The sequence below is a fragment of the Hydrogenophilus thiooxidans genome (assembly GCF_019049855.1).
Taxonomy (GTDB): Bacteria; Pseudomonadota; Gammaproteobacteria; order Burkholderiales; family Rhodocyclaceae; genus Hydrogenophilus; species Hydrogenophilus thiooxidans.
The window spans coordinates 23,228-47,923 of record NZ_JAHLSY010000016.1; the positions used below are offsets into that span (position 1 = coordinate 23,228).

Genomic DNA, 24,696 nt, shown 5'->3' on the forward strand with positions numbered 1-24,696 from the left:
AGGATGTGACGTGATGCAACGCTCCTACTTGCTCGCTCCCAGTATCCTATCTGCCGATTTCGCTCGCTTGGGCGACGAAGTGCGGAGGGTCTCCGCTGCCGGGGCCGATTGGATCCATTTCGACGTGATGGACAACCACTACGTTCCGAACCTCACCGTCGGGCCGCTCGTCTGTCAAGCGATTCGGCCGTACACCGAGAAACCGATCGATGTCCATTTGATGGTCAAACCGGTTGATGCTTTGATACCCGAATTCGCAAAAGCGGGCGCAGACATCATTTCGTTTCATCCCGAAGCATCGGAGCACATCGACCGTACGCTTTCGCTCATCCGCGACTGCGGTTGCCAAGCTGGTCTCGTTTTCAACCCCGCAACACCGCTGGTTTGGCTCGAACATGTGCTCGACAAAGTCGACCTGGTGCTCTTGATGAGCGTGAACCCAGGGTTTGGCGGTCAGAAATTCATTCCCTCGACCTTGCCGAAATTGCGCCAAGCGCGTGCGCTGCTCGATCGCTACGAAGCGGAGACGGGGCGCCACATCTGGTTGGAGGTCGATGGTGGCGTGAAGGTCGACAATATCGCTGCGGTGGCCGAGGCGGGCGCTGACGTCTTCGTTGCCGGTTCGGCCATCTTTGGTGCGGCGAACGCGCACGACCCGAACTGGTACGACTCCGTGATCGCGCAGTTTCGCGCCGAGCTTGCGCGTATCGACCGGGAGGGTGCCTGATGCCAGAACGGTACGCGGCCGAAGTAGTCCTGTTCGACCTCGATGGCACGCTCGTGGATACCCTGCCCGATTTGACCGAGGCAGCGAACCGAACGCTCGTCGAACTGGGGTTGCCGCCCCGGACCCAGGGAGAGATCGCCACCTTCGTCGGGCAGGGGATCGGCGAACTCGTGCGGCGCGCGTTGGGCGCTGCGGTTGCGGCCGATCCGGCACGGCTCGAAACGGCGTTGCAGGTTTTTCGTCGCCACTATGCCCAGGTCAATGGCAACGATAGCCGCCTCTATCCCGGCGCGTTGGAAACGCTCGAAACGCTGCGTGACGCGGGGCGTAAGCTTGCCGTGGTGACCAACAAAGCGAGCCAATTCACGTTGCCCTTGTTGGAGCGGATGGGCATCCTGTCCTATTTTGCCGCTGTGGTAAGTGGCGACACGCTGCCGGTGAAAAAACCGGATCCCGCGATGCTGCGTTACGCGCTCACCCAACTGGGCGCCAGTAGCCCTATCGCCGCTGTGATGGTAGGCGATTCGCGCAACGACGCGTTGGCGGCGCGCGCGCTCGAAATGCCGGTGTTCTTGGTCACTTACGGCTACAGTGAAGGACAGCCCATTCACGAAGTTCCTTGTACCGCCTACCTCGAGTCGCTGCCGGAAGTGCTAAACTTCCTTGCTTAGCAACAGCGCAAGGGTAGGTACGGTGACTTTGAGCGAACAGGAATTCGACGCACTCGCAGAAGCTGGGTACAACCGGATCCCAGTAACGCGTACCACGTTTTGTGATCTCGACACACCGCTTTCCATCTACCTGAAACTCGCCAACGAACCCTGGACCTACCTGCTGGAATCGGTTCAGGGGGGCGAGCGATTCGGCCGTTATTCGTTCATTGGGTTGGCGTCCCCCAGCCGCATCGAGGTCTATGGGCGCTCGGTGTTGTTGCTTACTGGGAACCGCTTGGTCGAGCGGCGCGACTACGGGGATCCGCTCAATTTCATCGCCGAGTACCTCAACCGAATCAAAATTCCGCCGCGCGAAGGGCTGCCGCGTTTCATCGGGGGGCTGGTCGGCTATTTCGGGTTCGACACCATCCGCTTTATCGAACCGCGGCTGGCGCGCAGCCCCCATGCCAAACCGGATCCGCTTCAGACCCCCGACATTCTGCTCCTCGTTTCCGAGGAGCTTGCGATCGTCGATAACCTCACCGGAAAACTGACGTTGGTCGTCTATGCCGACCCGGGGGTGCCCGGCGCCTACCGTCGGGCCGTCAAGCGGCTCGACGAACTGCAACGTAAATTGCGGCAACCGATCAGTTGGCCGGAAAGTCTGGAACGGACCGGTGCTGCTGCCGCGCAAGCAGGCTCAGCACCGACCGAAGACGAAGCGCTCGCGTTCGGTTTTCCGGAGGAGGCGTTCAAAGCTGCGGTGGCAAAAGCGCAACGGTACATCGTCGACGGCGACATCATGCAGGTGGTGCTCTCACAGCGGATGAGTCAGCCGTTTGCGGGTGCGCCACTGGCGCTCTATCGTGCGATCCGCTCGCTCAATCCGTCGCCCTACCTCTTCTATTTCGACTTCGAGTCGTTCCAGGTGGTTGGCGCCTCTCCGGAGATCCTCACGCGTGTCGAGGACGACGGCGAAGCCAAAAAAGTGATCGTGCGTCCCATTGCGGGGACGCGCCCAAGGGGGGCAACCCCGGCAGAAGATGCCGCGTTGGAAAAAGAGCTTCTGGCAGACGAAAAGGAGCGGAGCGAGCATCTGCAATTGCTCGACTTGGGGCGTAATGACGTCGGGCGCGTGGCGCGGACCGGCAGCGTGAAGGTCACCGAGGCGTTTGCAATCGAACGCTACTCCCATGTGATGCACATCGTTTCGAACGTCGAAGGGGTGTTGAAAGAAGGCGAGTCGATGCTCTCGGTGCTCCGCGCTACCTTTCCTGCAGGAACCGTTTCCGGCGCGCCGAAGGTGCGGGCGCTCGAAATCATCGACGAATTGGAACCGCACGGCCGCGGCATTTATGCCGGTGCAGTCGGTTATCTGGGTTTCCACCAAGAGATGGACTTGGCGATTGCGATTCGCACTGCGGTGATCAAAGACGGCCAAGTCCATGTGCAGGCGGGGGCGGGAATCGTAGCCGATTCCCAACCCGACGCCGAGTGGCAAGAGACGCGTAACAAAGCGCTGGCGATGCTCAAAGCGGCACAATCGGTGAAAAGCGGCGCGTTCGACGAGTAACCCGCTGAAGTTGTCAGCCGGGTTACCCGCCGGTCCGTTTACCAGCCGCTATTCCCCCAACTGGAATCGCCGCCGGTGGTGGCACCGCCACCACTCGTGCCGCTGCCTGCATCGCCCCAATCGCCTGCTTCACCGCCTTCGAACGGAATCTGAATGGTGTCGAGATCCACTTTTTTCTGCACGTCGAGGTTCGCGGTGATGATCCCTGGCCAGATGAGGACTGCGGCGACCATCAGTATCTGCAGTACGATGAAGGGGATCACCCCTTTGTAGATGTCGAGCGTGGTCACCGGCGCGATCTGTTGCTTCGTGACTGGGTCTTCGTAATGTTTCACCGGTGCGACGCTGCGCAGATAGAAGAGCGCGAAACCAAACGGTGGCGTCAAGAACGACGTCTGCATGTTGACTGCGATAAGAACCCCGAACCAGACGAGATCGATCCCCAAATGTTCCGCAACCGGTGCCAGTAACGGGAGCACGATGAACGAAATTTCGAAGAAATCGAGGAACATCCCCAGGATGAAAATGAGGGTGTTCACGAAGATCAAGAAGCCGAGTTCTTCACCTGGGAGTTTGGCGAAGAGTTCTTTCACCCACTCTTGCCCGTTCGCGGAGATGAAGACGAAGCTGAAGACCGTCGAACCCAGAAGGATCGCTAGGACGAAGATCGACAGTTTCGTTGCTCCCTCCAGCGCCTCGCGCAACATCGCCATCGAGAATCGTTTGCGCAGTGCAGCCACCGCGATCGCACCGATCGCCCCCATCGCGCCCCCTTCGGTGGGCGTCGCGACGCCGATGAAGATCGTGCCCAAGACCAAAAAGATGAGTACGAGCGGCGGGATCATCACGAAAATGACACGATGCGTCATCTGGGAAAGGAAACGGCGGCCCAGCGCGGAGTCGATCGCCGCGAGCACCAGTGCGACGAACGCACCAAACGTGGTGGCCATCACCACTTTCTCGTCGGTTGGCGCGGTGACCGCTTCGCCTTTCCATTGCGTCAAAAGCGCGTCATAGTTCGCGGCGAAGAGGGTAGCGGCGGCCAGCACCCCCAAAAAGGTGAAGAGGAGCGAGCGGTAGCCACTACCCCCGTTGGGCTCATGAAACGTGCGCGCTGATTCCGGTAGTGCAGGGACCCATTTGGGGCGGATGAGCGCAATCGCGATCACGTAAAGGAAATAGACCGCAATCAACCCCAACGCCGGGATCAGCGCGCCTTTGTACATGTCACCGACGCTGCGGCCCAATTGGTCTGCGATTACGATCAGCACCAACGACGGCGGAACGATCTGCGCGAGCGTACCGGACGCAGTAATCACGCCGGAAATGAGCCCACGATGGTACCCATAGCGCAACATCACGGGGAGCGAGATCAACCCCATCGAAATCACCGATGCGGCAACGACCCCGGTCGTTGCGGCAAGCAGCGCCCCGACGACGATCACCGAAATCGCGAGCCCACCGCGGATCGGGCCGAAGACTTGGCCTGCCGTTTCCAGAAGGTCTTCCGCCATTCCGGACCGCTGCAAGATGAGTCCCATCAGGGTGAAGAAGGGGATCGCCAACAGGGTCTCGTTCTGCATGATCCCGAAAACCCGCAGCGGCAACGCGTGAAAGAGGGTTTCCGGAAAAATACCGAAATGAATCCCCAAAAAACCAAAAAGCAACCCCGCTGACGCGAGCGAAAATGCAACGGGAAAACCGGACAGCAGAAAGATGACCAACCCCAGGAACATCAGCGGCGGGAAGTTGGCAGCAAGGAATTCGGCCATGAAGCGCTCCTCAGCCTCGCAAAATGGGTGAATTAGTGGGGGTTCGCTTGCTTCAGCGGGTCGGGGCCGTGACCCAGCAAGAATGCGATGCGCTTGATCAATTCAGAGAAGGCCTGAATGGCCAACAAGCCGTATCCGGCAGGCACCAGCGCATAGAGTGGCCAGCGGATCAAACCGCCGGCGTTCGACGACATTTCCCCCGTGGTATAGGCTTGGACGACGATCGGCCACGCGAAATTCGCCATGAAGTAGCACAGGGGAAAGACGAAGACGACGATGCCGATGGCGTCGATCAAATTGCGCGTCCGGGCACTCAGGCGGTTGGCGACGACGTCGATGCGGACATGGGCGTTTTCCAAAAAGCCGTAACCCAGCCCCAGCATGAAGACTGCAGCGAAGAGGTACCACTGGATCTCCAAAAAGGCGTTGGAGCTGGTATCGAAGAGTTTGCGCACCAATGCGTTCGCGGCGCTGATCGCAGTGGCTGCGAGCGTGAACCAGAAAAAGAGCCGCCCGAGTGAGCGGTTGAGCGTATCGATTACCGCACAGATTCTAAGGAGCGGTTGCATCGTCGTGACGCCTTATCAATAGGGTTGCAATCGGGGGTGAAGAGAATAACCCCCGCATGTTTCGGGGGTTTTCGATTTTAGAGTTTGACGGAAGCCATGTACTGGTCGAAACTCAGGTCCGCCAGGCGGAACCACGCGTACTGGTCACGCAGGAATTTTTCGAACTCGGTGTAGATTTTCTTCCAATCGGGGTTGGTGTCGTTGAGTTCGGCGTAGACTTCGTTGCGCGCTTTGAACGCTGCGTCCATGACGTCTTTCGGGAAGCGGTGCAACTGCGCCCCGTTTGCGATGAGCTGCTTCAACGCCTGCGGGTTGCGCGCGTCGTACTTCGCTTGCATGGTCACGTGGGCGTGCGACGCCGCAGCGCGGATCATCTCTTGGTACTCTTTCGGGAGCGCCGCGAACTTCTCTTTGTTGATGTACAGCGTCAGCTGCGCACCACCTTCCCACCAGCCCGGATAGTAGTAGTGAGGCGCCACTTTGTAGAAACCGAGCTTGAGATCGTCGTACGGGCCAACCCATTCGGTGGCGTCGATCGTTCCCTTTTCGAGCGCTTGGTAGATTTCGCCGCCCGGAATGTTCTGCGGCACGCCGCCAACTTTGGCCAGCACGCGTCCACCAAAGCCCCCGATGCGCATCTTCAGGCCTTTGATGTCGTCAACCGACTTGATCTCTTTGCGGTACCAACCCCCCATCTGCGCGCCGGTATTCCCCATCGGCAGGCTAACGATGTTGTATTTCGCATAGAATTCGTTCATCAGCTGGTTGCCGCCGCCGTCGTACATCCATGCGGTGAGCATCCGCGAGTTGAGGCCAAACGGTACCGCGCAGTCGAGCGCGAACGCTTCGTTCTTGCCGAAGAAGTAGTAGGGCGCAGTATGGGCCAATTCGATGGTGCCTTGCTGAACGGCGTCCAACACCCCGAAAGCGGGCACCAGTTCGCCGCCAGCGAAGACCTGGACTTCGAATTTACCGCCGGACATCTGGTTGATGGCGTTCGCGAAGTCTTCCGCCGCGCCGTAGATGGTGTCGAGCGCTTTCGGGAAGCTCGACGCCAACCGCCAACGGATTACTTCTTGTGCATGGATGATCGCAGGCGCCGTGCCGGCAGCCAGAATGCCGGCAAGGCCGGCGCCTTTGAGGAAACGACGACGTTCCATAATCACCTCCTTGGATACGGGTTTGTTATGCGAACTGAACGGTTCAGTTGGCGGCGTTTATGATAACGCAAAAATTATTGACCCGCTATTTGCACTGCAGCAATCGCGGTGCTGCCCAACCGAAAGCGGCGGTCGGGGCGTGCGTCGTTGGCAACGCCGATCAACCCGGCAAAAAGTTCCGGTAGCATGCCTGATACCGTTATCTCATGCACCGGGAACGCGATCGTGCCGTTTTCGAACCAGAATCCGGCCGCGCCGCGCGAATATTCGCCAGTCACCGTATTGACACCGTGGCCCAGAAGTTCGGTGATCAAGAGCCCGCGATCGACCGAAGCGAGGAGCGCTGCGAGCGAATCGTGGGTGGTGGTGGGCAACAGGTTATGCGCGCCGCCTGCATTGCCGGTGCTGGTTAGCCCGAGTTTGCGCGCGGTGTAGCTGGACAGGAAGCGTCCAACCCACCGGCCCTGGTCGATCACAAGGCGCGGCGCCACGCGCACCCCTTCGGCGTCGAACGGGCAGGAGCCAAAACCTTGGGGCAGCCACGGATCCTCTTGGATCGAAAACCATTCGGGAAAGAGCTGCGTTTCGAACCGTTCCAGCAAAAACGTAGCACGGCGGTAGAGCGCACCGCCACTTGCTGCGGCGACGAAGTGACTCAATAGCGACGGCGCCACCTCGGGGCTGAAGACGACGTCATAGCGTCCCGTGGGGAGTCTGCGCGCGTTGCGCCGCTGAAGCGCACGGGTAGCGGCTTCAGCGCCAAGCGCTTCGGGGTCGGGCAGTTGGTCGACGGCGCGGCGGCTCGCCCAGGCACCGTCGCGCACCAGCGATCCGTCGTCGCTTTGTGCCAACAACACGCAAGAATAGGAATGGACCGTTTCGGCGGTGACCCCTGAAAAACCGAGGGTATTCGCGATCGCACTCAGTTCCACTTCGGTGGTGCAGGTGGCTCCTTCGGAATTGACGATCCCCGTTTGCGCCGTTCCGGCCGCTTCGAGGCGCTGGGTAAGCGCGATCAACGTTTCAGGAGTCACCGACCAAGGGTGGTAGCAGCCGAGGTCAGGCGCGGCACTGGGGTCGGCAAGCCATGAAGGATCGGGAAGCCCGGCGGCAGGATCGGGTTCGGTGTGGCGCGCGATCGCCACTGCGGCTTGCACGGTTGCTTCGATTGCGCGCGGAGAAAGGTCACTCGTGGCGGCGTGCCCGGTACGCCCGTCGAGGTAAACGGTCACCGAGAGGGTGCGTTCGCGGTGGTGCTCGATGGTTTCGACTTCGCCGTGGCGTACCGTGATGGAGCGTCCCACTCGTTCCGAAACCCCTGTTTGTGCTGTTGCGCCAAGATGGCGTGCCCGTTCGGCGGCATGTTCAGCAACGCGTTGGAGTTGCTGTTGCCAGTGCGGCAATGAAGGCAAGCCAGGGTTCATGCGTGATCCTCAGGGAAAATTTGCGATAATTCTATAATGGAACCGCAAAAACTCTCGAAAACCAAGCGCAAAGCGCGCATGCACCAACTGCAAGCGGTAGGGGAAGCGCTGTTGGCGCTGCCGGTGGAGCGGTTGCGCTGGTTGGCGCTCCCGCGCGATCTCGCGCAGGCGCTCGCGGAAGCGAGACGGCTTTCTGGTCACTTCGAGGCCTACCGGCGCCAGATGCAGTATGTGGGGCGTCTTCTGCAACCGTACGAACTGGAACCGCTGCAGGCGCTGGTTGCTTCCCTGTGTCCCGGTGGGGCGGTCGATGCGCAGTGTCAACGGGAAGCGGAACGCCTTGCCGCCGAATTTCTTGCCGATGAGTCGGTGGTGGGGGAACTGTTGTCCCGCTTTCCGGAGTTCGACGTGCCCTATTGGCGGCAAATGCGACGCGCTGCGTTGAAAGGCTTGGCGGCAGAACCGCAAGACCTCTTGCCGCGCCGTCGCTTGGTGGCAGCGCTTAGGGACGCGATCGAGGCGACATTGGTACTGACGCTCCCGGAACGGAGCGCAGTGGAGACGGATTACGACGAGGAGGCCGACGATGAGTGAACCCGAGGTGGTCATTGGGCTGGTATCGATCAGCGACCGCGCATCGAGCGGCGCCTATGAAGACAAAGGAATTCCTGCGTTGGAGTCGTGGCTCAACCGCGCGCTCGTTACCCCTTGGCGGGCGGAAAAACGGTTGATCGCCGATGAGCAGCCGGTGATCGAAGAGACGCTCAGAACGCTAGCCGACACGTGCGGTTGCTGCCTCATTCTGACCACTGGGGGAACGGGACCAGCGCCGCGCGATGTCACGCCCGAGGCGACGCTCGCGGTGGCCGATCGCGTCCTGCCCGGTTTTGGCGAAGAGATGCGGCGCATCAGCCTCAATTTCGTACCTACCGCGATCCTTTCACGCCAAGTGGCGGTCGTGCGCGGGAAAACCTTGATCGTCAATCTGCCAGGCCAACCGAAATCGATCGTCGAAACGCTCGAAGGGCTTCGTCACGAAGACGGCAGTTGGCAGCACAAAGGGATTTTCGCCGCGATTCCCTACTGTATCGACTTGATCGGCGGTCCCTACCTCGAAACCGATCCCGACGTGATCCCTGCGTTTCGGCCAAAGAGCGCGCAACGTCCCGCCACGAAGAAAGGCGACATGCCATGAATCCTCGAAGTTCGGTTCGCTTTCACATCGACGACACCCGAATTCGTAACATCCAAGAGCTGGTTCCCCCTATTCACGTGCTGCGGGAATATCCGGCAACGTCAGCGTCGGCGCAAACCACCTATGAAGCGCGACAAGCGATCCACCGCATCCTGCATGGTGCGGATGACCGGTTGATCGTCGTGGTCGGTCCCTGTTCGATCCACGACCCGGACGCAGCGATCGAATACGCCACGCGCCTCAAAAAAGAGGCCGAGCGTCTCGCGAACGAGCTGTTGATCGTGATGCGGGTCTATTTCGAAAAACCCCGAACCACTGTGGGCTGGAAGGGGTTGATCAACGATCCCTATTTGGACGGTACCTATCGCATCAACGATGGGATCCGCATCGCGCGCAAACTCCTGAGCACGATCACAGAGATGGGGCTACCGGCTGGAACCGAATTCCTCGACATGATCACGCCGCAATACATTGCCGACTTGATCGCGTGGGGGGCAATCGGTGCGCGAACCACGGAGAGCCAAGTGCATCGCGAATTGGCCTCTGGCCTCTCCTGTCCGGTGGGTTTCAAGAATGGTACCGACGGCAACGTCAAGATCGCCATCGACGCGATCAAAGCGGCGCACGCGCCGCACCACTTCCTTTCGGTGACCAAAGCGGGCCATACGGCGATCGTGAGCACCGCGGGCAACGAGGATTGCCATATCATTTTGCGGGGAGGCAAAGAACCCAACTACGATGCCGCGAGCGTGCAAGCGGCGTGCCAGGAGATGGCGAACGCCGGTTTGCCGGCGCGTATCATGGTCGATTGTTCCCATGGGAACAGCCGGAAAGATCACCGTCGTCAAGCAGAAGTGGCGCAAGCGGTAATGGATCAACTGGCGCAAGGGGAGGAGCGCATCATCGGCGTGATGATCGAATCCCACCTCAAAGAGGGGCGCCAGGATCTGATTCCGGGGCAACCGCTCGAATACGGCAAAAGCATCACGGATGCCTGCATCGGTTGGGAAGATACCGTCCATATCCTGGACGGTTTGGCGCATGCCGTGCAGTTGCGACGGGCGGTGCTGGCGCAACGCGGCGACTGACCGGTAGCCGCCCCGTCAGCGGGATTTCGGGGCGTCGAGCCGCTTCTGCCACAAGACATCCGGGGTACCGCTTCGCGCGTTGAGGGTGCGCGCCAGCACGAACAAGAGGTCTGAGAGGCGGTTGAGATAGCGCGCAACAACCGGACGCAGCCGCTCTTGGGGCTCCACACGTGCCAAGCGTACCACTTCCCGTTCCGCGCGGCGGCAGACGGTGCGCGCCAAATGCGCAAGCGCCGCAGCGCGCGTGCCACCTGGCAAAATGAAATCCTTGAGCGGCGGCAGCGTTTCGTTGAGCCGATCGAGCGCTTGCTCCAATTCATCGACCCGGCTTTCGGCAAAGAGCGCCATACCCGGTAGGCACAATTCTCCGCCCAGATCGAAGAGCTCGTGTTGGAGGCGGACGATCAGCGCAGCAAGATCCTCCGGAAGGGGTTCGCAAGCCAGTAGCCCCAAAATGGCGTTGAGTTCGTCCACGGTGCCGATGGCTTCGATGCGCGGATCGTCCTTGCCGGTGCGTTCGCCCGAACCCAAGCCGGTGGTGCCGTTGTCGCCGGTTCGTGTGTAGATTTTGCTGAGGCGATGTCCCATCGCGCTTCCTTCCCGAGTGGTCTGTACGCGGCGATTGTACCGGAAAGCCGATCGCGCAGCTTGGTGAAAACGGCTGGCGTTGTGCTACAATCTCCCGCTCACGCGGAGAGGTGGGTGAGTGGTTTAAACCGCACGCCTGGAGAGCGTGTTCAGGGTGATACCCTGACGCGGGTTCGAATCCCGCCCTCTCCGCCAGCGCGAACGAAAAAGGGGTTTACAACAGACGATCGCGCCAGTATAATTCGCTTTCTCTGCTGTGGGGGTATAGCTCAGTTGGTAGAGCACTTGCATGGCATGCAAGGGGTCAGCGGTTCGAATCCGCTTACCTCCACCAGGAAGGTTGAGGTTAAAAGCAGCGTCCCTATCGTCTAGAGGCCTAGGACACCGCCCTTTCACGGCGGTAACGGGGGTTCGAATCCCCCTAGGGACGCCAAAGGTTGAACGCGGAGCGGTAGTTCAGTCGGTTAGAATACCGGCCTGTCACGCCGGGGGTCGCGGGTTCGAGTCCCGTCCGCTCCGCCAGTTTTGGGCAGCGTCCCTATCGTCTAGAGGCCTAGGACACCGCCCTTTCACGGCGGTAACGGGGGTTCGAATCCCCCTAGGGACGCCAAAAAGGTTGAACGCGGAGCGGTAGTTCAGTCGGTTAGAATACCGGCCTGTCACGCCGGGGGTCGCGGGTTCGAGTCCCGTCCGCTCCGCCAACCACTCAGTGTCATGCAAAGAAAAAAGCCACCGCTCGGTGGCTTTTTTCTTTTGCGAAGCGTCGCATTGACGGTCACAGCCGATCGCCGCGTGCGAAAAAGGGGCCATTGCCGCTACGCTTGCTGCATGAAGCAACGCCGCGGCTGCACTGGCCACGCCTGCAAAAGCGCCGCGGCATACTATAGCTATGCCCGCTGAAGCGCTACGGCCGCTACGCCCGCCGCATCGATTCGAAAAACTCGGCGTTGTTCTTCGTGGCTTTGATCTTGTCGAGCAAAAACTCGGTGGCCTCGAGATCGTCCATGCCGTACAGGAGTTTGCGCAGCACCCATATTTTCGGCAGGACCGAGGGGTCCAGAAGCAGCTCTTCGCGGCGGGTGCCTGAGCGGTTCACGTTGATCGCCGGATAGACCCGTTTTTCCGCCATGCGGCGATCCAGGTGCAGTTCCATGTTGCCGGTGCCTTTGAACTCTTCGTAGATCACGTCGTCCATTCGGCTGCCGGTGTCGATCAGCGCCGTGGCGATGATCGTCAGACTTCCCCCTTCTTCGATATTGCGCGCGGCACCAAAGAAGCGTTTGGGCTTTTGCAGCGCGTTGGCGTCGACCCCACCCGTGAGCACTTTTCCGGACGCCGGCACGACCGTGTTATAGGCTCGGGCCAAACGGGTGAGCGAGTCGAGCAGAATCACTACGTCCTTCTTGTGTTCGGTGAGGCGCTTTGCTTTCTCGATCACCATCTCGGCCACCTGCACGTGGCGCGTCGCGGGTTCGTCGAAGGTCGAGGCGATCACTTCGCCGCGGACCGAACGCTGCATTTCGGTGACCTCTTCCGGGCGCTCGTCGATCAAAAGCACCATGAGCACCGCTTCGGGATGGTTCGACGCGATCGCGTGCGCGATGTGTTGCAGCATCACGGTTTTGCCGCTTTTGGGGGGTGCGACGATGAGCCCGCGCTGCCCCTTGCCGATCGGAGCGATGATGTCGATCACGCGCCCGGTGAGGTTCTCTTCGCTGCGAATATCGCGTTCCAAGCGAAAAGGTTCGTTGGGGTGGAGCGGTGTGAGGTTCTCGAAGAGGATCTTGCGCTTGCAGACTTCGGGCGGATCGCCGTTGATGTGGTCGATCTTGGTTAGCGCAAAGTAGCGTTCGCTATCTTTAGGGGTCCGAATCTCCCCTTCGATCGTATCGCCGGTATGCAGGTTGTAGCGGCGGATTTGCGAAGGGGAGACATAGATGTCGTCGGGGCTTGCGAGGTACGAGGTGTCCGGCGAGCGAAGAAAACCGAAGCCGTCCGGAAGGATTTCCAGAACGCCGCCGCCGTAGATGGGTTCTCCCCGTTTTGCGCGCTGTTTCAGGATCGCGAAGACCAGTTCGTGTTTGCGCAGACGGTTGGCGTTTTCGATCCCGGTTTCGCTGGCTAAGGTCAACAGTTCGCTGACGTGAAGCGTTTTGAGTTCAGAGAGATGCATGGTGGTTCGCTATCGGATACTGAAGCTAAAAAGTAAGGAGCCCGAACTGCACGGGTCCTGAAACAGTCAACCGGTGGAAACGTTGCGGGAAAGTGAAAGCTGCTCGAATTGGGTTCGAGCAGCGCGCGCAATCAGAGGTGGCTATCGATGAACGCAGTCAGTTGCGATTTGGAAAGCGCGCCCACGCGTGTGGCTTCCACGTTACCGTTTTTGAAGAGCATGAGCGTGGGGATACCCCGAACGCCGAACTTGCTGGGCGTTTCCGGATTGTCGTCGATGTTGAGCTTGCAGACTTTGAGCTTGCCGGCATACGCGTCAGCGATCTCGTCCAGGATCGGCGCGATCATCTTGCAAGGACCACACCATTCTGCCCAGAAATCGAGCAGCACCGGCATTTCAGATTTGACCACTTCCTGCTCGAACGTGGCGTCGCTCACGTGATGGATGTGTTCGCTCATGGGAGACTCGAATCCAATGGGTTGAGGGAAGTAAAAAGACGTGCTCAAACGATACGTCAGCGTGCGCGCTTTGTCAATGGTTGTATGGCCCCAGAAGCATAGAACGAAGGAGGGGCTGTGGCATCATGTGCACACCGTGTTCAAACAAGGAGCGTGTCATGACCTATGTCGTCACTGAAGCGTGTATCAAATGCAAATACACCGATTGTGTCGATGTCTGCCCGGTGGATTGTTTCCGTGAAGGACCCAATTTTTTGGTGATCGACCCGGACGAGTGCATCGACTGTTCGTTGTGTGTACCCGAGTGCCCGGTCGAGGCGATCTACGCTGAAGACGACGTGCCCGAGGATCAGCGCGAGTTCATTGCGCTCAATGCGGAATTGGCCAAACAGTGGCCGCCGATCGTCGAGCGCCATGAGCCGCTTCCTGACGCCGACCAGTGGGCGGGTGTGAAGGAGAAAAAACATCTGTTGCAGCGATAATCGGTTTCGATTATAATGAGTTCAAACGTTTGTTTGAACCTTCTTATTTAGGAGAAGGTGATGAAAGTTCGCGAAATTTTGGCGGTCAAAGGCAACGCATTGTTTACGGTCTCCCCGGCGGCGACGCTCAAAGAGGCGGTGGCAACCATGATGCAAGAGGATATCGGCTCCTTGGTCGTTTTCGATGGGGGGCGCCTGGTCGGTTTATTGACCTTCCGGGAAGCGCTCAAAGCGATTGCCCAAGCCGGTGCGGCCTGGGAGCAGCGCCCCGTGCGGGAGACGATGCTCGAAGCACCGATGACCGTTTCGCCGGACACTGAGGTCGAGCCGTTGCGCGAACAGATGGTGCGCGTGCATCAGCGCTATTTCCCCGTGATGGATGGGGAGACGTTGCTGGGTGTGGTGTCGTTTCACGACGTCGCAAAAGCGGTCCTGGAGGAGCAAAGTTTCGAAAATCGAGCACTCAAGGCGTTTATCAAAGGGATTCAAGACGAAGAGGCCTCCTGCTGAAGGAAGCGGGTATCGCGATACGCGCGGCAGCAGGGCGGCTTCGGTGTGCGTGGAAGTTGCGTCGTTATACCGGAGGAGAAACCCATGGAGAAAATCTGGCTCAAAAGCTACCCGCAAGGGGTACCCGCCGAAATCGGTCCGCTGCCGTATTCCTCGTTGGGGGAGCTATTTGCGCAATCGGTCGCCCGCTATGCTGACCGCCCTGCTGCCGCGTGTATGGGGCGGGTCATGACCTATCGCGAGCTGGACGAGCAGTCCCGCGCGTTTGCGGCGTACCTGCAGCAAGTGATCCAATTGCCGAAAGGGGCGCGGGTTGCGCTGATGATGCCCAACCTTCTTCAATACATGGTCGCGCTCTTTGGCGTGCTGCGTGCGGGCTATGTGGTGGTAAACGTCAACCCGCTCTACACACCGCGGGAGCTCGAGCACCAATTGAAGGACTCTGGCGCGGAAGCGATCATCCTCCTGGAAAACTTTGCGCACACCTTGCAAGAGGCGATCGCACATGGTGTTCAGGTACCCCACATCATCGTCACTTCGCTCGGCGACCTGTTTCCGGGGCTCAAAGGGGCGATCACCAATTTCGTCGTCCGGCATGTGAAAAAGATGGTCCCAGCTTGGCGCCTGCCTCAGGTAACCCGCTGGCAGGAAGCGCTGGCGGCGGGTGCCAAAACCACGTTGCAGCCGGTTGCGGTTGGCCCCGAGGACATTGCGTTCCTGCAATATACCGGCGGTACCACCGGTGTGGCGAAGGGGGCGGTGCTGCTGCATCGCAACATCCTTGCGAACGTGGCGCAGGCCACGGCGTGGATTCGCGCAGCGGTCAAAGAGGGGGAAGAGATCGTGATTACGGCGCTGCCGCTCTACCATATCTTTGCGCTGACCGCAAACTGCATGACCTTTACGGCGCTCGGTGGTCTCAACGTGCTGATTCCCAATCCGAGGGACATTTCGGGGTTTGTTCAAGAGCTTGGCAAATGGCGGTTTACGGCAATCACCGGGGTCAATACCCTCTTCAACGCGCTTTTGAACCACCCCGATTTTGCCAAACTCGATTTTTCGTCGTTGAAATTGACGCTTGGGGGCGGCATGGCAGTGCAGGAAGCCGTTGCAAAGCGTTGGAAGCAGGTGACCGGCAAACCCCTTTTGGAGGCCTATGGCCTGACGGAAACTTCGCCAGCGGTGACGATCAACCCGATGACGCTTCAAGAGTACAACCACTCGATTGGTCTGCCGCTGCCCTCGACCGAGATCTCCATCCGCTCGGACACCGGTGCCGAATTGCCCGTTGGCGCCGAAGGGGAGCTCTGTGTTCGTGGTCCGCAGGTGATGAAGGAGTACTGGAACCGCCCGGACGAGACGGCGAAAGTCTTTACCGAAGACGGCTTTTTGCGCACAGGGGACGTCGCCAAGATCGATGAGAACGGTTTTGTGTATCTCGTCGATCGCAAGAAGGACATGATCCTGGTCTCTGGGTTCAACGTCTATCCCAATGAAGTCGAGGACGTGATCGCGCTCCATCCCGGCGTGCTCGAAGTGGCGGTGGTCGGGGTACCCGACGAAAAGAGCGGGGAAGTGGTGAAAGCGTTCGTGGTGAAAAAAGATCCGGCGCTTACCGAAGAGGCGATCATCGCCTGGTGCCGCGAGCGGCTCACCGGCTACAAAGTGCCGAAGCGCGTCGAATTCCGCGATGAGCTGCCGAAGACCAATGTGGGCAAGATCCTGCGGCGTGCGTTGCGGGAAAAGCGGGCCGAGAAGATCGCTAAGTAAGTCGTAGCGCTGCCAGAATAAGTCGTAGCGCTACCAAAAGGGCGGCGCGTACCAGTGGGGTTTTCCCTACTGGCGCGTCGCCCCTTTTTTCTTTATAGTTCGATTACCCAACAGGTGTTGGGATGGAACCCCTGGAGGATAGGTGATGAAGCAAAAAACTCTTTTGGCAGCGGTCGGCGCTGCACTGACCGTTGCGGCGGTGGCACCCGCACAAGCCGGAGAAACCATGGACGCGATCAAAGCGCGCGGCGAAATTCGCTGCGGCGTGAGTGACGGGCTTCCGGGTTTTTCGTATACGGATGAAAAAGGGGTGGTGCGCGGGATCGACGCCGATTTTTGCCGGGCGCTTGCTGCTGCGGTCTTTGGTGATGCAAACAAAGTGAAATTTACGCCGCTCACCGCAAAAGAGCGGTTTACGGCATTGCAATCGGGCGAAATCGACGTCCTTAGCCGCAACACCACCTGGACGATGTCGCGTGACACCGGCATGGGGATGGTCTTTCCGGCCGCAGTCGTTTACTACGACGGGCAAGGGTTTCTGGTGAACAAGAAGCTTGGTGTAAAAAGCGCAAAAGAGCTCGATGGCGCAACGGTCTGCATCCAGGCCGGGACGACCACCGAACTCAACCTGGCCGACTACTTCCGCGCCAACAAAATGAAATATACGCCGATCACCTACGACAAATCGGACGAATCGGCAAAAGGGCTCGAAGCCGGCCGCTGCGACGTGCTCACCTCGGACCAGTCGCAGCTCTACGCGCAGCGGATCAAGATGGCGAATCCGGACCAATACGTCGTCCTGCCTGAAGTGATTTCGAAAGAGCCGTTGGGGCCCGTGGTGCGTCCGGGTGACCACGAATGGTTCAGCACCGTGCGCTGGACCCACTACGCGATGCTGATTGCCGAAGAGCTTGGCGTGACCGCCAAGAACGTCGATGAGATGAAGCAGTCGAGCAACCCAGAAGTGCGCCGCCTCCTTGGGGTCGACGCCGATTTCGGTAAAGCGATCGGGTTGCCGCGCGATTGGGCTTACCAGGTGATCAAGCAAGTGGGTAACTACGGCGAATCGTTCGAACGCAACGTCGGCAAGGGGAGCCCGCTGAAGATCGAGCGTGGCCTCAACGCGTTGTGGACCCAAGGTGGTCTGCAGTATGCGCCGCCGATTCGCTGATCGCAATCGTTTGATGCCTTTCTGAGTGCGGACCCCCTGTCGGAACGGGTGGGGGGTCCTTTTCGTTTCAGCCGCGAGAATGGCCATGAAACCGTCACGCAGTGCGTTTCTCTCCTGGATCTACGACCCCAAAATCCGGGGGATCATCGCGCAGGTCGTTACGCTCGTCGTCTTAGGGCTATTGGTGGGTTGGCTGGCGCACAACGCGGTCACAAACCTTGCTGCGCGCGGGATCGCATCGGGTTTCGATTTCCTGAACGACCCGGCCGGATTCGGCATTCTGCAAACCCTGATCCCGTACACGGAATCGGACACCTACGCGCGGGTTTTCGTCATCGGACTGTTGAACACCTTACTGGTTTCTGCGCTGGGGATCGTCGCCGCGACGATTCTGGGCTTCATCATGGGGGTGGCGCGCCTTTCGAAAAACGCGTTGGTTTCGGCGCTGGCAACCGTCTATATCGAAACCTTTCGCAACATCCCTCCGCTTTTGCAGATTTTCTTCTGGTATTTCGCAGTGTTGCAAGCGATGCCGTCTCCACGGCAGAGCTTGGGATGGTTCGATGCCGTTTTCCTCAATATTCGCGGTCTCTATCTGCCGCGCCCCATACCTACAGAAGCGGTCACCGCGTTCGTCGTTGCGGTGGTGCTGGCGTTCGCCCTCTGGTGGGTGATCGCACGCTGGGCCAAACGCCGTCAGGACGAGACGGGACAACCGTTCCCGGTTTTTTGGACCGGACTGGGGTTGGTGGTGCTCCTGCCGTACCTGGCTAGCCTTGTCTTCGGCTCACCTTTCACCTGGGAGCTGCCGCAACTGCGCGGCTTCAACTTTGTGGGTGGCTGGGTGATGATCCCTGAGCTCGTGGCGCTTTGGGTGGCGTTGTCGATCTATACCTCTGCGTTCATCGCAGAGATCGTGCGCGCAGGAATCTTGGCGGTTCCGCACGGGCAAACGGAAGCGGCGATGGCGCTGGGCTTGACACCGCAGCAGCGGCTCCGGTTGGTGATTCTGCCGCAGGCGATGCGGGTGATCATCCCGCCGCTCACCAGCCAATACCTCAACTTGACGAAGAACTCGTCGCTCGCTGCGGCGATTGGCTATCCCGATCTCGTCGGTCTCTTTGCCGGTACGGTGCTCAACCAGACTGGGCAGGCGATCGAAACCATCGCGATGGCAATGGCGGTCTATTTGACGATCAGCATCATGATTTCGCTGTTCATGAACTGGTACAACAAGCGCATGGCGCTGGTGGAGCGATAAGGAGCGACTGGGCTTATGACACACGAAACCGCATCCTCGCTGCAACCACCCAAAGTGATCTTTTCTCCCATCGGGTGGATGCGCGAACACCTCTTTTCCAGCGTCTGGAACTCCATCCTCACCCTGATCACCCTCTATATCCTATGGTTGCTGGTGCCGCCGGTGATCGAATGGGCGTTCCTCAAAGCCTCCTGGGTGGGGACATCCCGCGACGATTGCACACCTGGCGGCGCGTGCTGGGTCTTCATCGCGCAGCGCTGGTCGCAGTTCATGTACGGGTTCTACCCAGAGGCGTTGCGTTGGCGCGTCGACCTTGCCGGGATCTTGGCCGTGCTCTGGGGTGGGCCGCTCCTTTTCCAGCGCTTTCCTTGGAAAAAGCTGTTTGGCTTCTCATTCCTGATTGGGTACCCGCTGATTGCCTGGTGGCTGCTCTACGGCGGTGACCTTTTCGGCATGACTACGGTTCCCACCGATCAGTGGGGCGGCTTGATGCTGACCCTGGTGATCGCCGCCGTGGGGATCGCAGGCGCGATGCCGTTGGGCATTCTCTTTGCGTTGGGGCGGCGCTCCGAGCTGCCCGTGATCAAAGCGGTGTCGATCGCGTTCATCGAGTTTTGGCGCGGGGTACCGCTCATTTCGGTGCTCTTCATGTCCTCGGTGATGCTGCCGCTCTTCCTGCCGGAGGGGATGAACTTCGACAAACTGGTGCGTGCGCTCATCGCGGTGGTGCTCTTTCAGGCTGCCTACATCGCCGAAGTGGTGCGCGGCGGTTTGCAGGCCATTCCGAAAGGGCAGTATGAAGCGGCGCAGGCGCTGGGACTCAACTACTGGCAGATGATGGGGTTGATCATCCTGCCCCAGGCGCTCAAATTGGTGATCCCAGGAATCGTAAACACCTTCATCGCGCTCTTCAAAGATACCAGTCTGGTGATCATCATCGGCCTTTCCGACTTCTTCATGATCATTCACCGCGCCACTGTCGATCCGGCCTGGCTTGGCTTCGCCACGGAAGGGTACGTCTTCGCCGCAGCGGTCTACTGGATTTTCTGCTTCGGCATGTCGCGCTATTCGATTGCGCTGGAAAAACGGCTCAATACCGACCATCGTCGGTAATGGACGCAAGAGGAGAGTTCCAGATGAACGAAACGGCAACCGCCACTACGACGCCCAACCGGATCGCTTCGCACAAAACCGCGGAGGCGATGATCGTCATGGAGCACGTGAACAAGTGGTACGGTGACTTCCACGTGCTCAAAGACATCAACCTCACCGTTGCCCGCGGGGAACGGATCGTGCTCTGCGGCCCTTCCGGTTCGGGAAAATCGACCACCATTCGCTGCATCAACCGGCTGGAAGCGCACCAAAGCGGACGCATCGTCGTCGATGGCATCGAGCTTTCGGACGACGTGCGCCAAATCGAAGCCATCCGCAAAGAGGTGGGGATGGTGTTCCAGCACTTCAACCTTTTTCCCCACCTCACCGTGTTGGAAAACTGCACACTGGCCCCCATTTGGGTGAAAAAGATGCCCAAAAAAGAGGCGGAAGTCATCGCGATGCACTTCTTGGAACGGGTGCGCATTCCCGATCAAGCGAACAAATATCCCGGTCAACTCTCAGGGGGGCAACAGCAGCGGGTTGCGATTGCCCGGGCGCTGTGCATGAAGCCGAAGGTGATGCTCTTCGACGAGCCCACCTCCGCGCTCGACCCTGAGATGGTGAAAGAGGTGCTCGACACCATGATCGAACTCGCGGAAGAGGGAATGACGATGCTGTGCGTCACCCACGAAATGGGCTTTGCGCGCACGGTGGCTGACCGGGTGATCTTCATGGACAAAGGCGAAATCGTCGAAGAAGCGCCGCCCGAAGTCTTCTTCACCAATCCGCAAAACGAACGGACCAAGCAGTTCCTGGGCCAGATCCTCAACCACTGATCCTACACGGCGCCACAAGCTTGTGGCGCTGGCTTTTTGCGAACATGCGCCTACACTGTCCGCTATGGACAAAGGGCGCGATCGTTACCTGGTTGCCTACGACATTTGCGACCCTCGCCGGTTGGCCCGTGTCCACCGTTACCTCAATGGCTACAAGGTGGGCGGGCAAAAATCGGTCTATGAGGTGTGGGCAACGCCTGCAGAAATTGCCACGATCATTACCACCTTGCGCAAACTGATCGACGCAGAGGTCGATCGCGTGCATCTTTTTCGCCTTGACCCCCGGATGTCGATGCATGCCTACGGCATCCCAGTCGAGAGTTTTCCCAGCTACTTCGTGGTGGCATAAGGAGCAGAAGCATGAGTAGCCTCATCGTCGATCGCCGCGGCGTGCATTTGGCATTGGACGGCAATGCCATCGTCATCCGTGAAGACGAAGAACGAGTGGCAACCATCCCAATACAGCCGCTTTCCCGCGTTTTTCTCAAAGGGGATGTATCCGTCTCCGCAAACCTTCTGGGCAAATTGGGCGAGGCAGGCGTGGGGGTGATCATCCTAGCGGGAAGAAGGGGGAAACCCGCGTTGATGTTGGCGCGACCCCACAATGACGCGCGAAGACGCGTCGCGCAAATCCTCAAAGCGTTCGACGAACCCTTTGCGCTCGAATTTTCCCGAGCGCTTGTTCACCGAAAGTGTGAGGGGCAGCGCTTCTTTTTGTTGGAACTGCGTCAGCGGTACCCAGGCGTGCGCCTGGAACTCACCCATGCCATCCGGCAAATCGAAAAAGCGGCAGTGGATGCACAAAGTGCCCAATCTATTGGCGCATTACGGGGCATCGAAGGGCACGCTGCGCGGTACTACTTTTCCGGGCTCAAAGCGGTTGTGCCGGATAGCTGGGGGTTTCATGGGCGGAACCGAAGACCACCGCGGGATCCGTTCAATGCGCTGCTCTCCCTCACCTATACCCTGATGCATGCCGAAATTGCTCTGTCTCTATTTGGTGCGGGGTTCGACCCATTCGTTGGGTTTTACCATGCGCTGTCGTTTGGCCGCGAATCGCTCGCTTCGGATCTACTGGAGCCCTTGCGCGTGGTTTGTGACCGCTTCTGTCTCGAGTTGATCCGGAACGAAACCGTTCGCAAAGAACATTTCAGCCAGACCGAAAGCGGGTGCCTTCTGGGTAAGGCGGGGCGGCAACATTTTTACGGTGCGTATGAACACGCTGGCAACGACTTGCGTTCAGCTATTGAGCAAGAGGTAGAATGGCTTTCCGATTGGCTCAAAGCCGCCGAAGAACCTTTGGCTGCAGCAGAGGAAGCTTGGGAGGCATTTGCTTCAGCAAGCGACAGTTTGGCAGCTTCAGACCCGCTCGAGTGAGTGGTTCACGATGGCAACTTTTCTGATCTGCTACGATATCACGGACCCCAAGCGGCTGGCACGGACGCACCGCTATTTCACACGCGTGGCTACCCCCATCCAGTACTCCGTCTTTATTTACCAAGGCGATGAACGGAGTTTGCGTAGAATCATGGAACGCGCCGTTTGCCTGATCAACCCCAAAAAAGATGATCTGCGGTGCTACCCATTACCCGCGGGAGGATGGCGTAAGCGAATCGGTCGGGCCGTGTTGCCGGAAGGGATCCATCTCAGTGTACTGCCACCAGATCTCTGAAGTACAATTAATTTTGTTTGCTCCTTGACAATTTGGTTTATCCAATGTCGCACAACCAACTGTACAAAACACACGTAGTCAAAGTGGTTAATTTTTTGGGAACAGTGGTTGTAACCCATTGTTCCAAAAAGCAGAAAAATGTGGGTGCGTTGGAATCATGCCCTGATTGAGAAGGGATTAAGACCTCTTTACCTGGAAGAGGTTCGGTCTGAGAAAGCGTTGGAATCATGCCCTGATTGAGAAGGGATTAAGACGAATTTAAGCCACAAAATTTTGCAAAAACGATTCGTTGGAATCATGCCCTGATTGAGAAGGGATTAAGACATATGAAAAACATTCGATTTTGTCAATACATAAAGGTTGGAATCATGCCCTGATTGAGAAGGGATTAAGACTCTTGCTGCGCCTGCTCTTGTTGCAGCAATTGGTTGGAATCATGCCCTGATTGAGAAGGGATTAAGACCCGACGCTGCAATAATGTAAGTATTTGGTAGTAGTTGTTGGAATCATGCCCTGATTGAGAAGGGATTAAGACGGCTCACACTTCCCCGTACTCGTGCTTGAGCACGTGTTGGAATCATGCCCTGATTGAGAAGGGATTAAGACGCACGATCTCGGTGATTTCCGCCTCTCTGGAAAGTTGGAATCATGCCCTGATTGAGAAGGGATTAAGACAATGACGTCGATCTCGATGTTCATTTCGGTTGCATAGTTGGAATCATGCCCTGATTGAGAAGGGATTAAGACTGAGCGTCGTCGTAGACTATGGCGTTGCCGGAGATTGGAATCATGCCCTGATTGAGAAGGGATTAAGACATTCGGCCTGCCTTCAGAATTTTTTCGGCAGCGCCGTTGGAATCATGCCCTGATTGAGAAGGGATTAAGACCAAGCGTCTCATCAATCACTGCACGAACCTTATTTGGAATCATGCCCTGATTGAGAAGGGATTAAGACCCTCCATGATATTCAATTTTCGACAGCACCGAAAGTTGGAATCATGCCCTGATTGAGAAGGGATTAAGACGAAACACCACAACCAAAAACACAACGGTTCCGACGTTGGAATCATGCCCTGATTGAGAAGGGATTAAGACTTTTTCTGCCGCACCAGGTACGGAATGTAACTAGGGTTGGAATCATGCCCTGATTGAGAAGGGATTAAGACCCAGTATCGGCTTGCAATGTCCGGGCGTTCCTTCGGTTGGAATCATGCCCTGATTGAGAAGGGATTAAGACGTGATGAACATTATGACGAGAAAAAAACCAGATAATAGGTTGGAATCATGCCCTGATTGAGAAGGGATTAAGACGCGGCAAATCAAGCAAGAACTTCATTTCTCCTCTCACGGTTGGAATCATGCCCTGATTGAGAAGGGATTAAGACTTCTGCGCCTTGTACGCCTTGCACACCGAGAAGATGGTTGGAATCATGCCCTGATTGAGAAGGGATTAAGACTGCCATCGAGTAACTGAAATGGAATTTCCTTGATCCCGTTGGAATCATGCCCTGATTGAGAAGGGATTAAGACAGCGGAAAAAGCGAAGCATCTTGGCACGCATATTTGTTGGAATCATGCCCTGATTGAGAAGGGATTAAGACTTCTTCGAGCTCGTGATACGTTTCATCTTCTACCCAAGTTGGAATCATGCCCTGATTGAGAAGGGATTAAGACCCGCAATCTTCCGATAGCTCATCCGTTCCGTCAGAGTTGGAATCATGCCCTGATTGAGAAGGGATTAAGACGAAGCTCATCAGATCGACGTACCCCGGAAACTTCTGTTGGAATCATGCCCTGATTGAGAAGGGATTAAGACTTCTGCTGCCGCTTGAATTTTACGCAACCGCTTGGTTGGAATCATGCCCTGATTGAGAAGGGATTAAGACGGTATTTTTCTTGCGTCATCTTGAATAGCTACTTGAGTTGGAATCATGCCCTGATTGAGAAGGGATTAAGACTTTGCGTTTCATGTTCGAATTATGCATGAATGCGCAAGTTGGAATCATGCCCTGATTGAGAAGGGATTAAGACCGCCCCTTCGTCGTTGCATTGTGGAGCACGGGTGCGGTTGGAATCATGCCCTGATTGAGAAGGGATTAAGACTTCACCGTCCTCATGGACTTTCCACCCCATGCTCTCGTTGGAATCATGCCCTGATTGAGAAGGGATTAAGACCTTTGCGCGCGAGACGCTTGATTTTCTCGCTTTGTTGGAATCATGCCCTGATTGAGAAGGGATTAAGACCCCAATTCCGACGCATAATCACACGCTCGCCAATCGTTGGAATCATGCCCTGATTGAGAAGGGATTAAGACAAAGCCAGGCACGCAAACCACGCTATTTAGCGTGGTTGGAATCATGCCCTGATTGAGAAGGGATTAAGACAGATTCACCCCATTCAACATCGAGATCATTGATGGCGTTGGAATCATGCCCTGATTGAGAAGGGATTAAGACTGAGATCAACGGGATCAAATTGACTAAGGCGCACGGTTGGAATCATGCCCTGATTGAGAAGG

Annotated in this window: 23 protein-coding genes, 6 tRNA genes and 1 CRISPR repeat array; of the genes, 22 read left to right on the forward strand and 7 right to left on the reverse strand. The window is 57.8% G+C overall.

Annotated features, from left to right (window positions below; translation table 11 throughout):
• Positions 1-13 precede the first annotated feature (13 nt).
• The 3 genes from rpe to trpE are packed head-to-tail and all read left to right on the forward strand — an operon-like array spanning position 14 to position 2,953.
• Positions 14-727: a ribulose-phosphate 3-epimerase gene (rpe, locus tag KUL93_RS08330; RefSeq protein ID WP_217126603.1), complete on the forward strand. Its 714-nt coding sequence runs from the start codon at positions 14-16 to the stop codon at positions 725-727.
• Positions 727-1,398 (forward strand): phosphoglycolate phosphatase, encoded by a 672-nt coding sequence (locus KUL93_RS08335; RefSeq protein ID WP_217126604.1) that lies wholly within the window; start codon positions 727-729, stop codon positions 1,396-1,398. The genes rpe and KUL93_RS08335 overlap by 1 nt, the downstream gene beginning before the upstream one ends.
• A 28-nt stretch (positions 1,399-1,426) precedes the next feature.
• Entirely contained in the window at positions 1,427-2,953 is a 1,527-nt protein-coding gene (trpE, locus tag KUL93_RS08340; RefSeq protein ID WP_119336058.1) for an anthranilate synthase component I, read from the forward strand.
• A 38-nt stretch (positions 2,954-2,991) separates the two neighbouring features.
• Here trpE and KUL93_RS08345 read toward each other — a convergent pair whose 3' ends face one another.
• The 4 genes from KUL93_RS08345 to KUL93_RS08360 form a co-directional block, all read right to left on the reverse strand.
• Positions 2,992-4,725 (reverse strand): TRAP transporter large permease, encoded by a 1,734-nt coding sequence (locus KUL93_RS08345; RefSeq protein ID WP_217126605.1) that lies wholly within the window; start codon positions 4,723-4,725, stop codon positions 2,992-2,994.
• 32 nt (positions 4,726-4,757) lie between these two features.
• Complete coding sequence (locus tag KUL93_RS08350) at positions 4,758-5,294, reverse strand: TRAP transporter small permease subunit (RefSeq protein WP_119334750.1); 537 nt, start codon at positions 5,292-5,294, stop codon at positions 4,758-4,760.
• A 77-nt stretch (positions 5,295-5,371) separates the two neighbouring features.
• Positions 5,372-6,454, reverse strand: a complete 1,083-nt coding sequence (locus KUL93_RS08355; protein ID WP_217126619.1) for a TRAP transporter substrate-binding protein — start codon at positions 6,452-6,454, stop codon at positions 5,372-5,374.
• 74 nt (positions 6,455-6,528) lie between these two features.
• Positions 6,529-7,878 carry a metallopeptidase TldD-related protein gene (locus KUL93_RS08360; protein WP_217126606.1) on the reverse strand — a complete coding sequence of 450 codons (1,350 nt, stop codon included), beginning with the start codon at positions 7,876-7,878 and terminating at the stop codon, positions 6,529-6,531.
• A gap of 36 nt (positions 7,879-7,914) precedes the next feature.
• On the opposite strand from KUL93_RS08360, the gene yjgA reads away from it, so the two are divergent.
• The 3 genes from yjgA to aroG are packed head-to-tail and all read left to right on the forward strand — an operon-like array spanning position 7,915 to position 10,161.
• Positions 7,915-8,472 carry a ribosome biogenesis factor YjgA gene (yjgA, locus tag KUL93_RS08365; protein ID WP_217126607.1) on the forward strand — a complete coding sequence of 186 codons (558 nt, stop codon included), beginning with the start codon at positions 7,915-7,917 and terminating at the stop codon, positions 8,470-8,472.
• Positions 8,465-9,073, forward strand: coding sequence for a molybdopterin adenylyltransferase (gene mog / locus KUL93_RS08370; RefSeq protein WP_217126608.1), 609 nt, complete (start codon positions 8,465-8,467; stop codon positions 9,071-9,073). Before yjgA ends, mog begins: the two co-directional genes overlap by 8 nt.
• Positions 9,070-10,161, forward strand: a complete 1,092-nt coding sequence (gene aroG, locus KUL93_RS08375; RefSeq protein WP_217126609.1) for a 3-deoxy-7-phosphoheptulonate synthase AroG — start codon at positions 9,070-9,072, stop codon at positions 10,159-10,161. Before mog ends, aroG begins: the two co-directional genes overlap by 4 nt.
• A gap of 15 nt (positions 10,162-10,176) precedes the next feature.
• On the opposite strand, the gene KUL93_RS08380 is transcribed toward aroG, so the two are convergent.
• Complete coding sequence (locus tag KUL93_RS08380) at positions 10,177-10,749, reverse strand: cob(I)yrinic acid a,c-diamide adenosyltransferase (protein ID WP_119334756.1); 573 nt, start codon at positions 10,747-10,749, stop codon at positions 10,177-10,179.
• A 104-nt stretch (positions 10,750-10,853) separates the two neighbouring features.
• Between KUL93_RS08380 and KUL93_RS08385 the strand changes: the two genes are divergently transcribed.
• The 6 genes from KUL93_RS08385 to KUL93_RS08410 all read left to right on the forward strand — a co-directional run bounded on the left by KUL93_RS08385 (position 10,854) and on the right by KUL93_RS08410 (position 11,450).
• Positions 10,854-10,944, forward strand: a tRNA-Ser gene (locus KUL93_RS08385).
• A 63-nt stretch (positions 10,945-11,007) separates the two neighbouring features.
• Positions 11,008-11,083 (forward strand) — tRNA-Ala (locus KUL93_RS08390).
• Between the two features lie 23 nt (positions 11,084-11,106).
• A tRNA-Glu gene (locus KUL93_RS08395) sits at positions 11,107-11,182 on the forward strand.
• A 12-nt stretch (positions 11,183-11,194) separates the two neighbouring features.
• A tRNA-Asp gene (locus KUL93_RS08400) sits at positions 11,195-11,271 on the forward strand.
• Between the two features lie 12 nt (positions 11,272-11,283).
• Positions 11,284-11,359 (forward strand) — tRNA-Glu (locus tag KUL93_RS08405).
• Between the two features lie 14 nt (positions 11,360-11,373).
• Positions 11,374-11,450: transfer RNA gene (locus KUL93_RS08410), tRNA-Asp, on the forward strand.
• 212 nt (positions 11,451-11,662) lie between these two features.
• Here the strand turns inward: KUL93_RS08410 and rho are convergent.
• Positions 11,663-12,922: a transcription termination factor Rho gene (gene rho, locus KUL93_RS08415; RefSeq protein ID WP_217126610.1), complete on the reverse strand. Its 1,260-nt coding sequence runs from the start codon at positions 12,920-12,922 to the stop codon at positions 11,663-11,665.
• A gap of 131 nt (positions 12,923-13,053) precedes the next feature.
• A complete protein-coding gene (gene trxA / locus KUL93_RS08420) occupies positions 13,054-13,380 on the reverse strand; it encodes a thioredoxin TrxA (protein ID WP_217126611.1) in 327 nt (108 codons plus the stop codon).
• Positions 13,381-13,538: 158 nt separating this feature from the next.
• Between trxA and fdxA the strand changes: the two genes are divergently transcribed.
• The 10 genes from fdxA to cas2 (KUL93_RS11730) all read left to right on the forward strand — a co-directional run bounded on the left by fdxA (position 13,539) and on the right by cas2 (KUL93_RS11730) (position 22,177).
• A complete protein-coding gene (fdxA, locus tag KUL93_RS08425; protein WP_119334759.1) occupies positions 13,539-13,862 on the forward strand; it encodes a ferredoxin FdxA in 324 nt (107 codons plus the stop codon).
• Between the two features lie 60 nt (positions 13,863-13,922).
• Positions 13,923-14,372 (forward strand): CBS domain-containing protein, encoded by a 450-nt coding sequence (locus tag KUL93_RS08430; RefSeq protein ID WP_217126612.1) that lies wholly within the window; start codon positions 13,923-13,925, stop codon positions 14,370-14,372.
• A gap of 84 nt (positions 14,373-14,456) precedes the next feature.
• On the forward strand, positions 14,457-16,142 hold the full coding sequence (locus tag KUL93_RS08435; RefSeq protein WP_217126613.1) for a long-chain-fatty-acid--CoA ligase: 1,686 nt from the start codon (positions 14,457-14,459) through the stop codon (positions 16,140-16,142).
• A 145-nt stretch (positions 16,143-16,287) separates the two neighbouring features.
• The gene (locus tag KUL93_RS08440; protein WP_217126614.1) at positions 16,288-17,313 is read left to right on the forward strand and encodes an amino acid ABC transporter substrate-binding protein; all 1,026 of its coding nucleotides are present in this window, start codon (positions 16,288-16,290) and stop codon (positions 17,311-17,313) included.
• A gap of 79 nt (positions 17,314-17,392) precedes the next feature.
• Positions 17,393-18,574, forward strand: coding sequence for an amino acid ABC transporter permease (locus KUL93_RS08445; RefSeq protein ID WP_346731678.1), 1,182 nt, complete (start codon positions 17,393-17,395; stop codon positions 18,572-18,574).
• Positions 18,575-18,589: 15 nt separating this feature from the next.
• Positions 18,590-19,687, forward strand: coding sequence for an amino acid ABC transporter permease (locus KUL93_RS08450; RefSeq protein ID WP_119334764.1), 1,098 nt, complete (start codon positions 18,590-18,592; stop codon positions 19,685-19,687).
• 89 nt (positions 19,688-19,776) lie between these two features.
• Positions 19,777-20,505 carry an ATP-binding cassette domain-containing protein gene (locus KUL93_RS08455; RefSeq protein WP_217126620.1) on the forward strand — a complete coding sequence of 243 codons (729 nt, stop codon included), beginning with the start codon at positions 19,777-19,779 and terminating at the stop codon, positions 20,503-20,505.
• Between the two features lie 22 nt (positions 20,506-20,527).
• Positions 20,528-20,854 (forward strand): CRISPR-associated endonuclease Cas2, encoded by a 327-nt coding sequence (gene cas2, locus KUL93_RS08460; protein WP_217126616.1) that lies wholly within the window; start codon positions 20,528-20,530, stop codon positions 20,852-20,854.
• A gap of 11 nt (positions 20,855-20,865) precedes the next feature.
• On the forward strand, positions 20,866-21,882 hold the full coding sequence (gene cas1, locus KUL93_RS08465) for a CRISPR-associated endonuclease Cas1 (RefSeq protein WP_217126617.1): 1,017 nt from the start codon (positions 20,866-20,868) through the stop codon (positions 21,880-21,882).
• Between the two features lie 10 nt (positions 21,883-21,892).
• Positions 21,893-22,177 carry a CRISPR-associated endonuclease Cas2 gene (gene cas2, locus KUL93_RS11730; RefSeq protein WP_119334767.1) on the forward strand — a complete coding sequence of 95 codons (285 nt, stop codon included), beginning with the start codon at positions 21,893-21,895 and terminating at the stop codon, positions 22,175-22,177.
• A gap of 148 nt (positions 22,178-22,325) precedes the next feature.
• Positions 22,326-24,634: direct repeats of the CRISPR family, unit length 36 nt; unit sequence GTTGGAATCATGCCCTGATTGAGAAGGGATTAAGAC.
• The last annotated feature ends 62 nt before the right edge of the window (positions 24,635-24,696 follow it).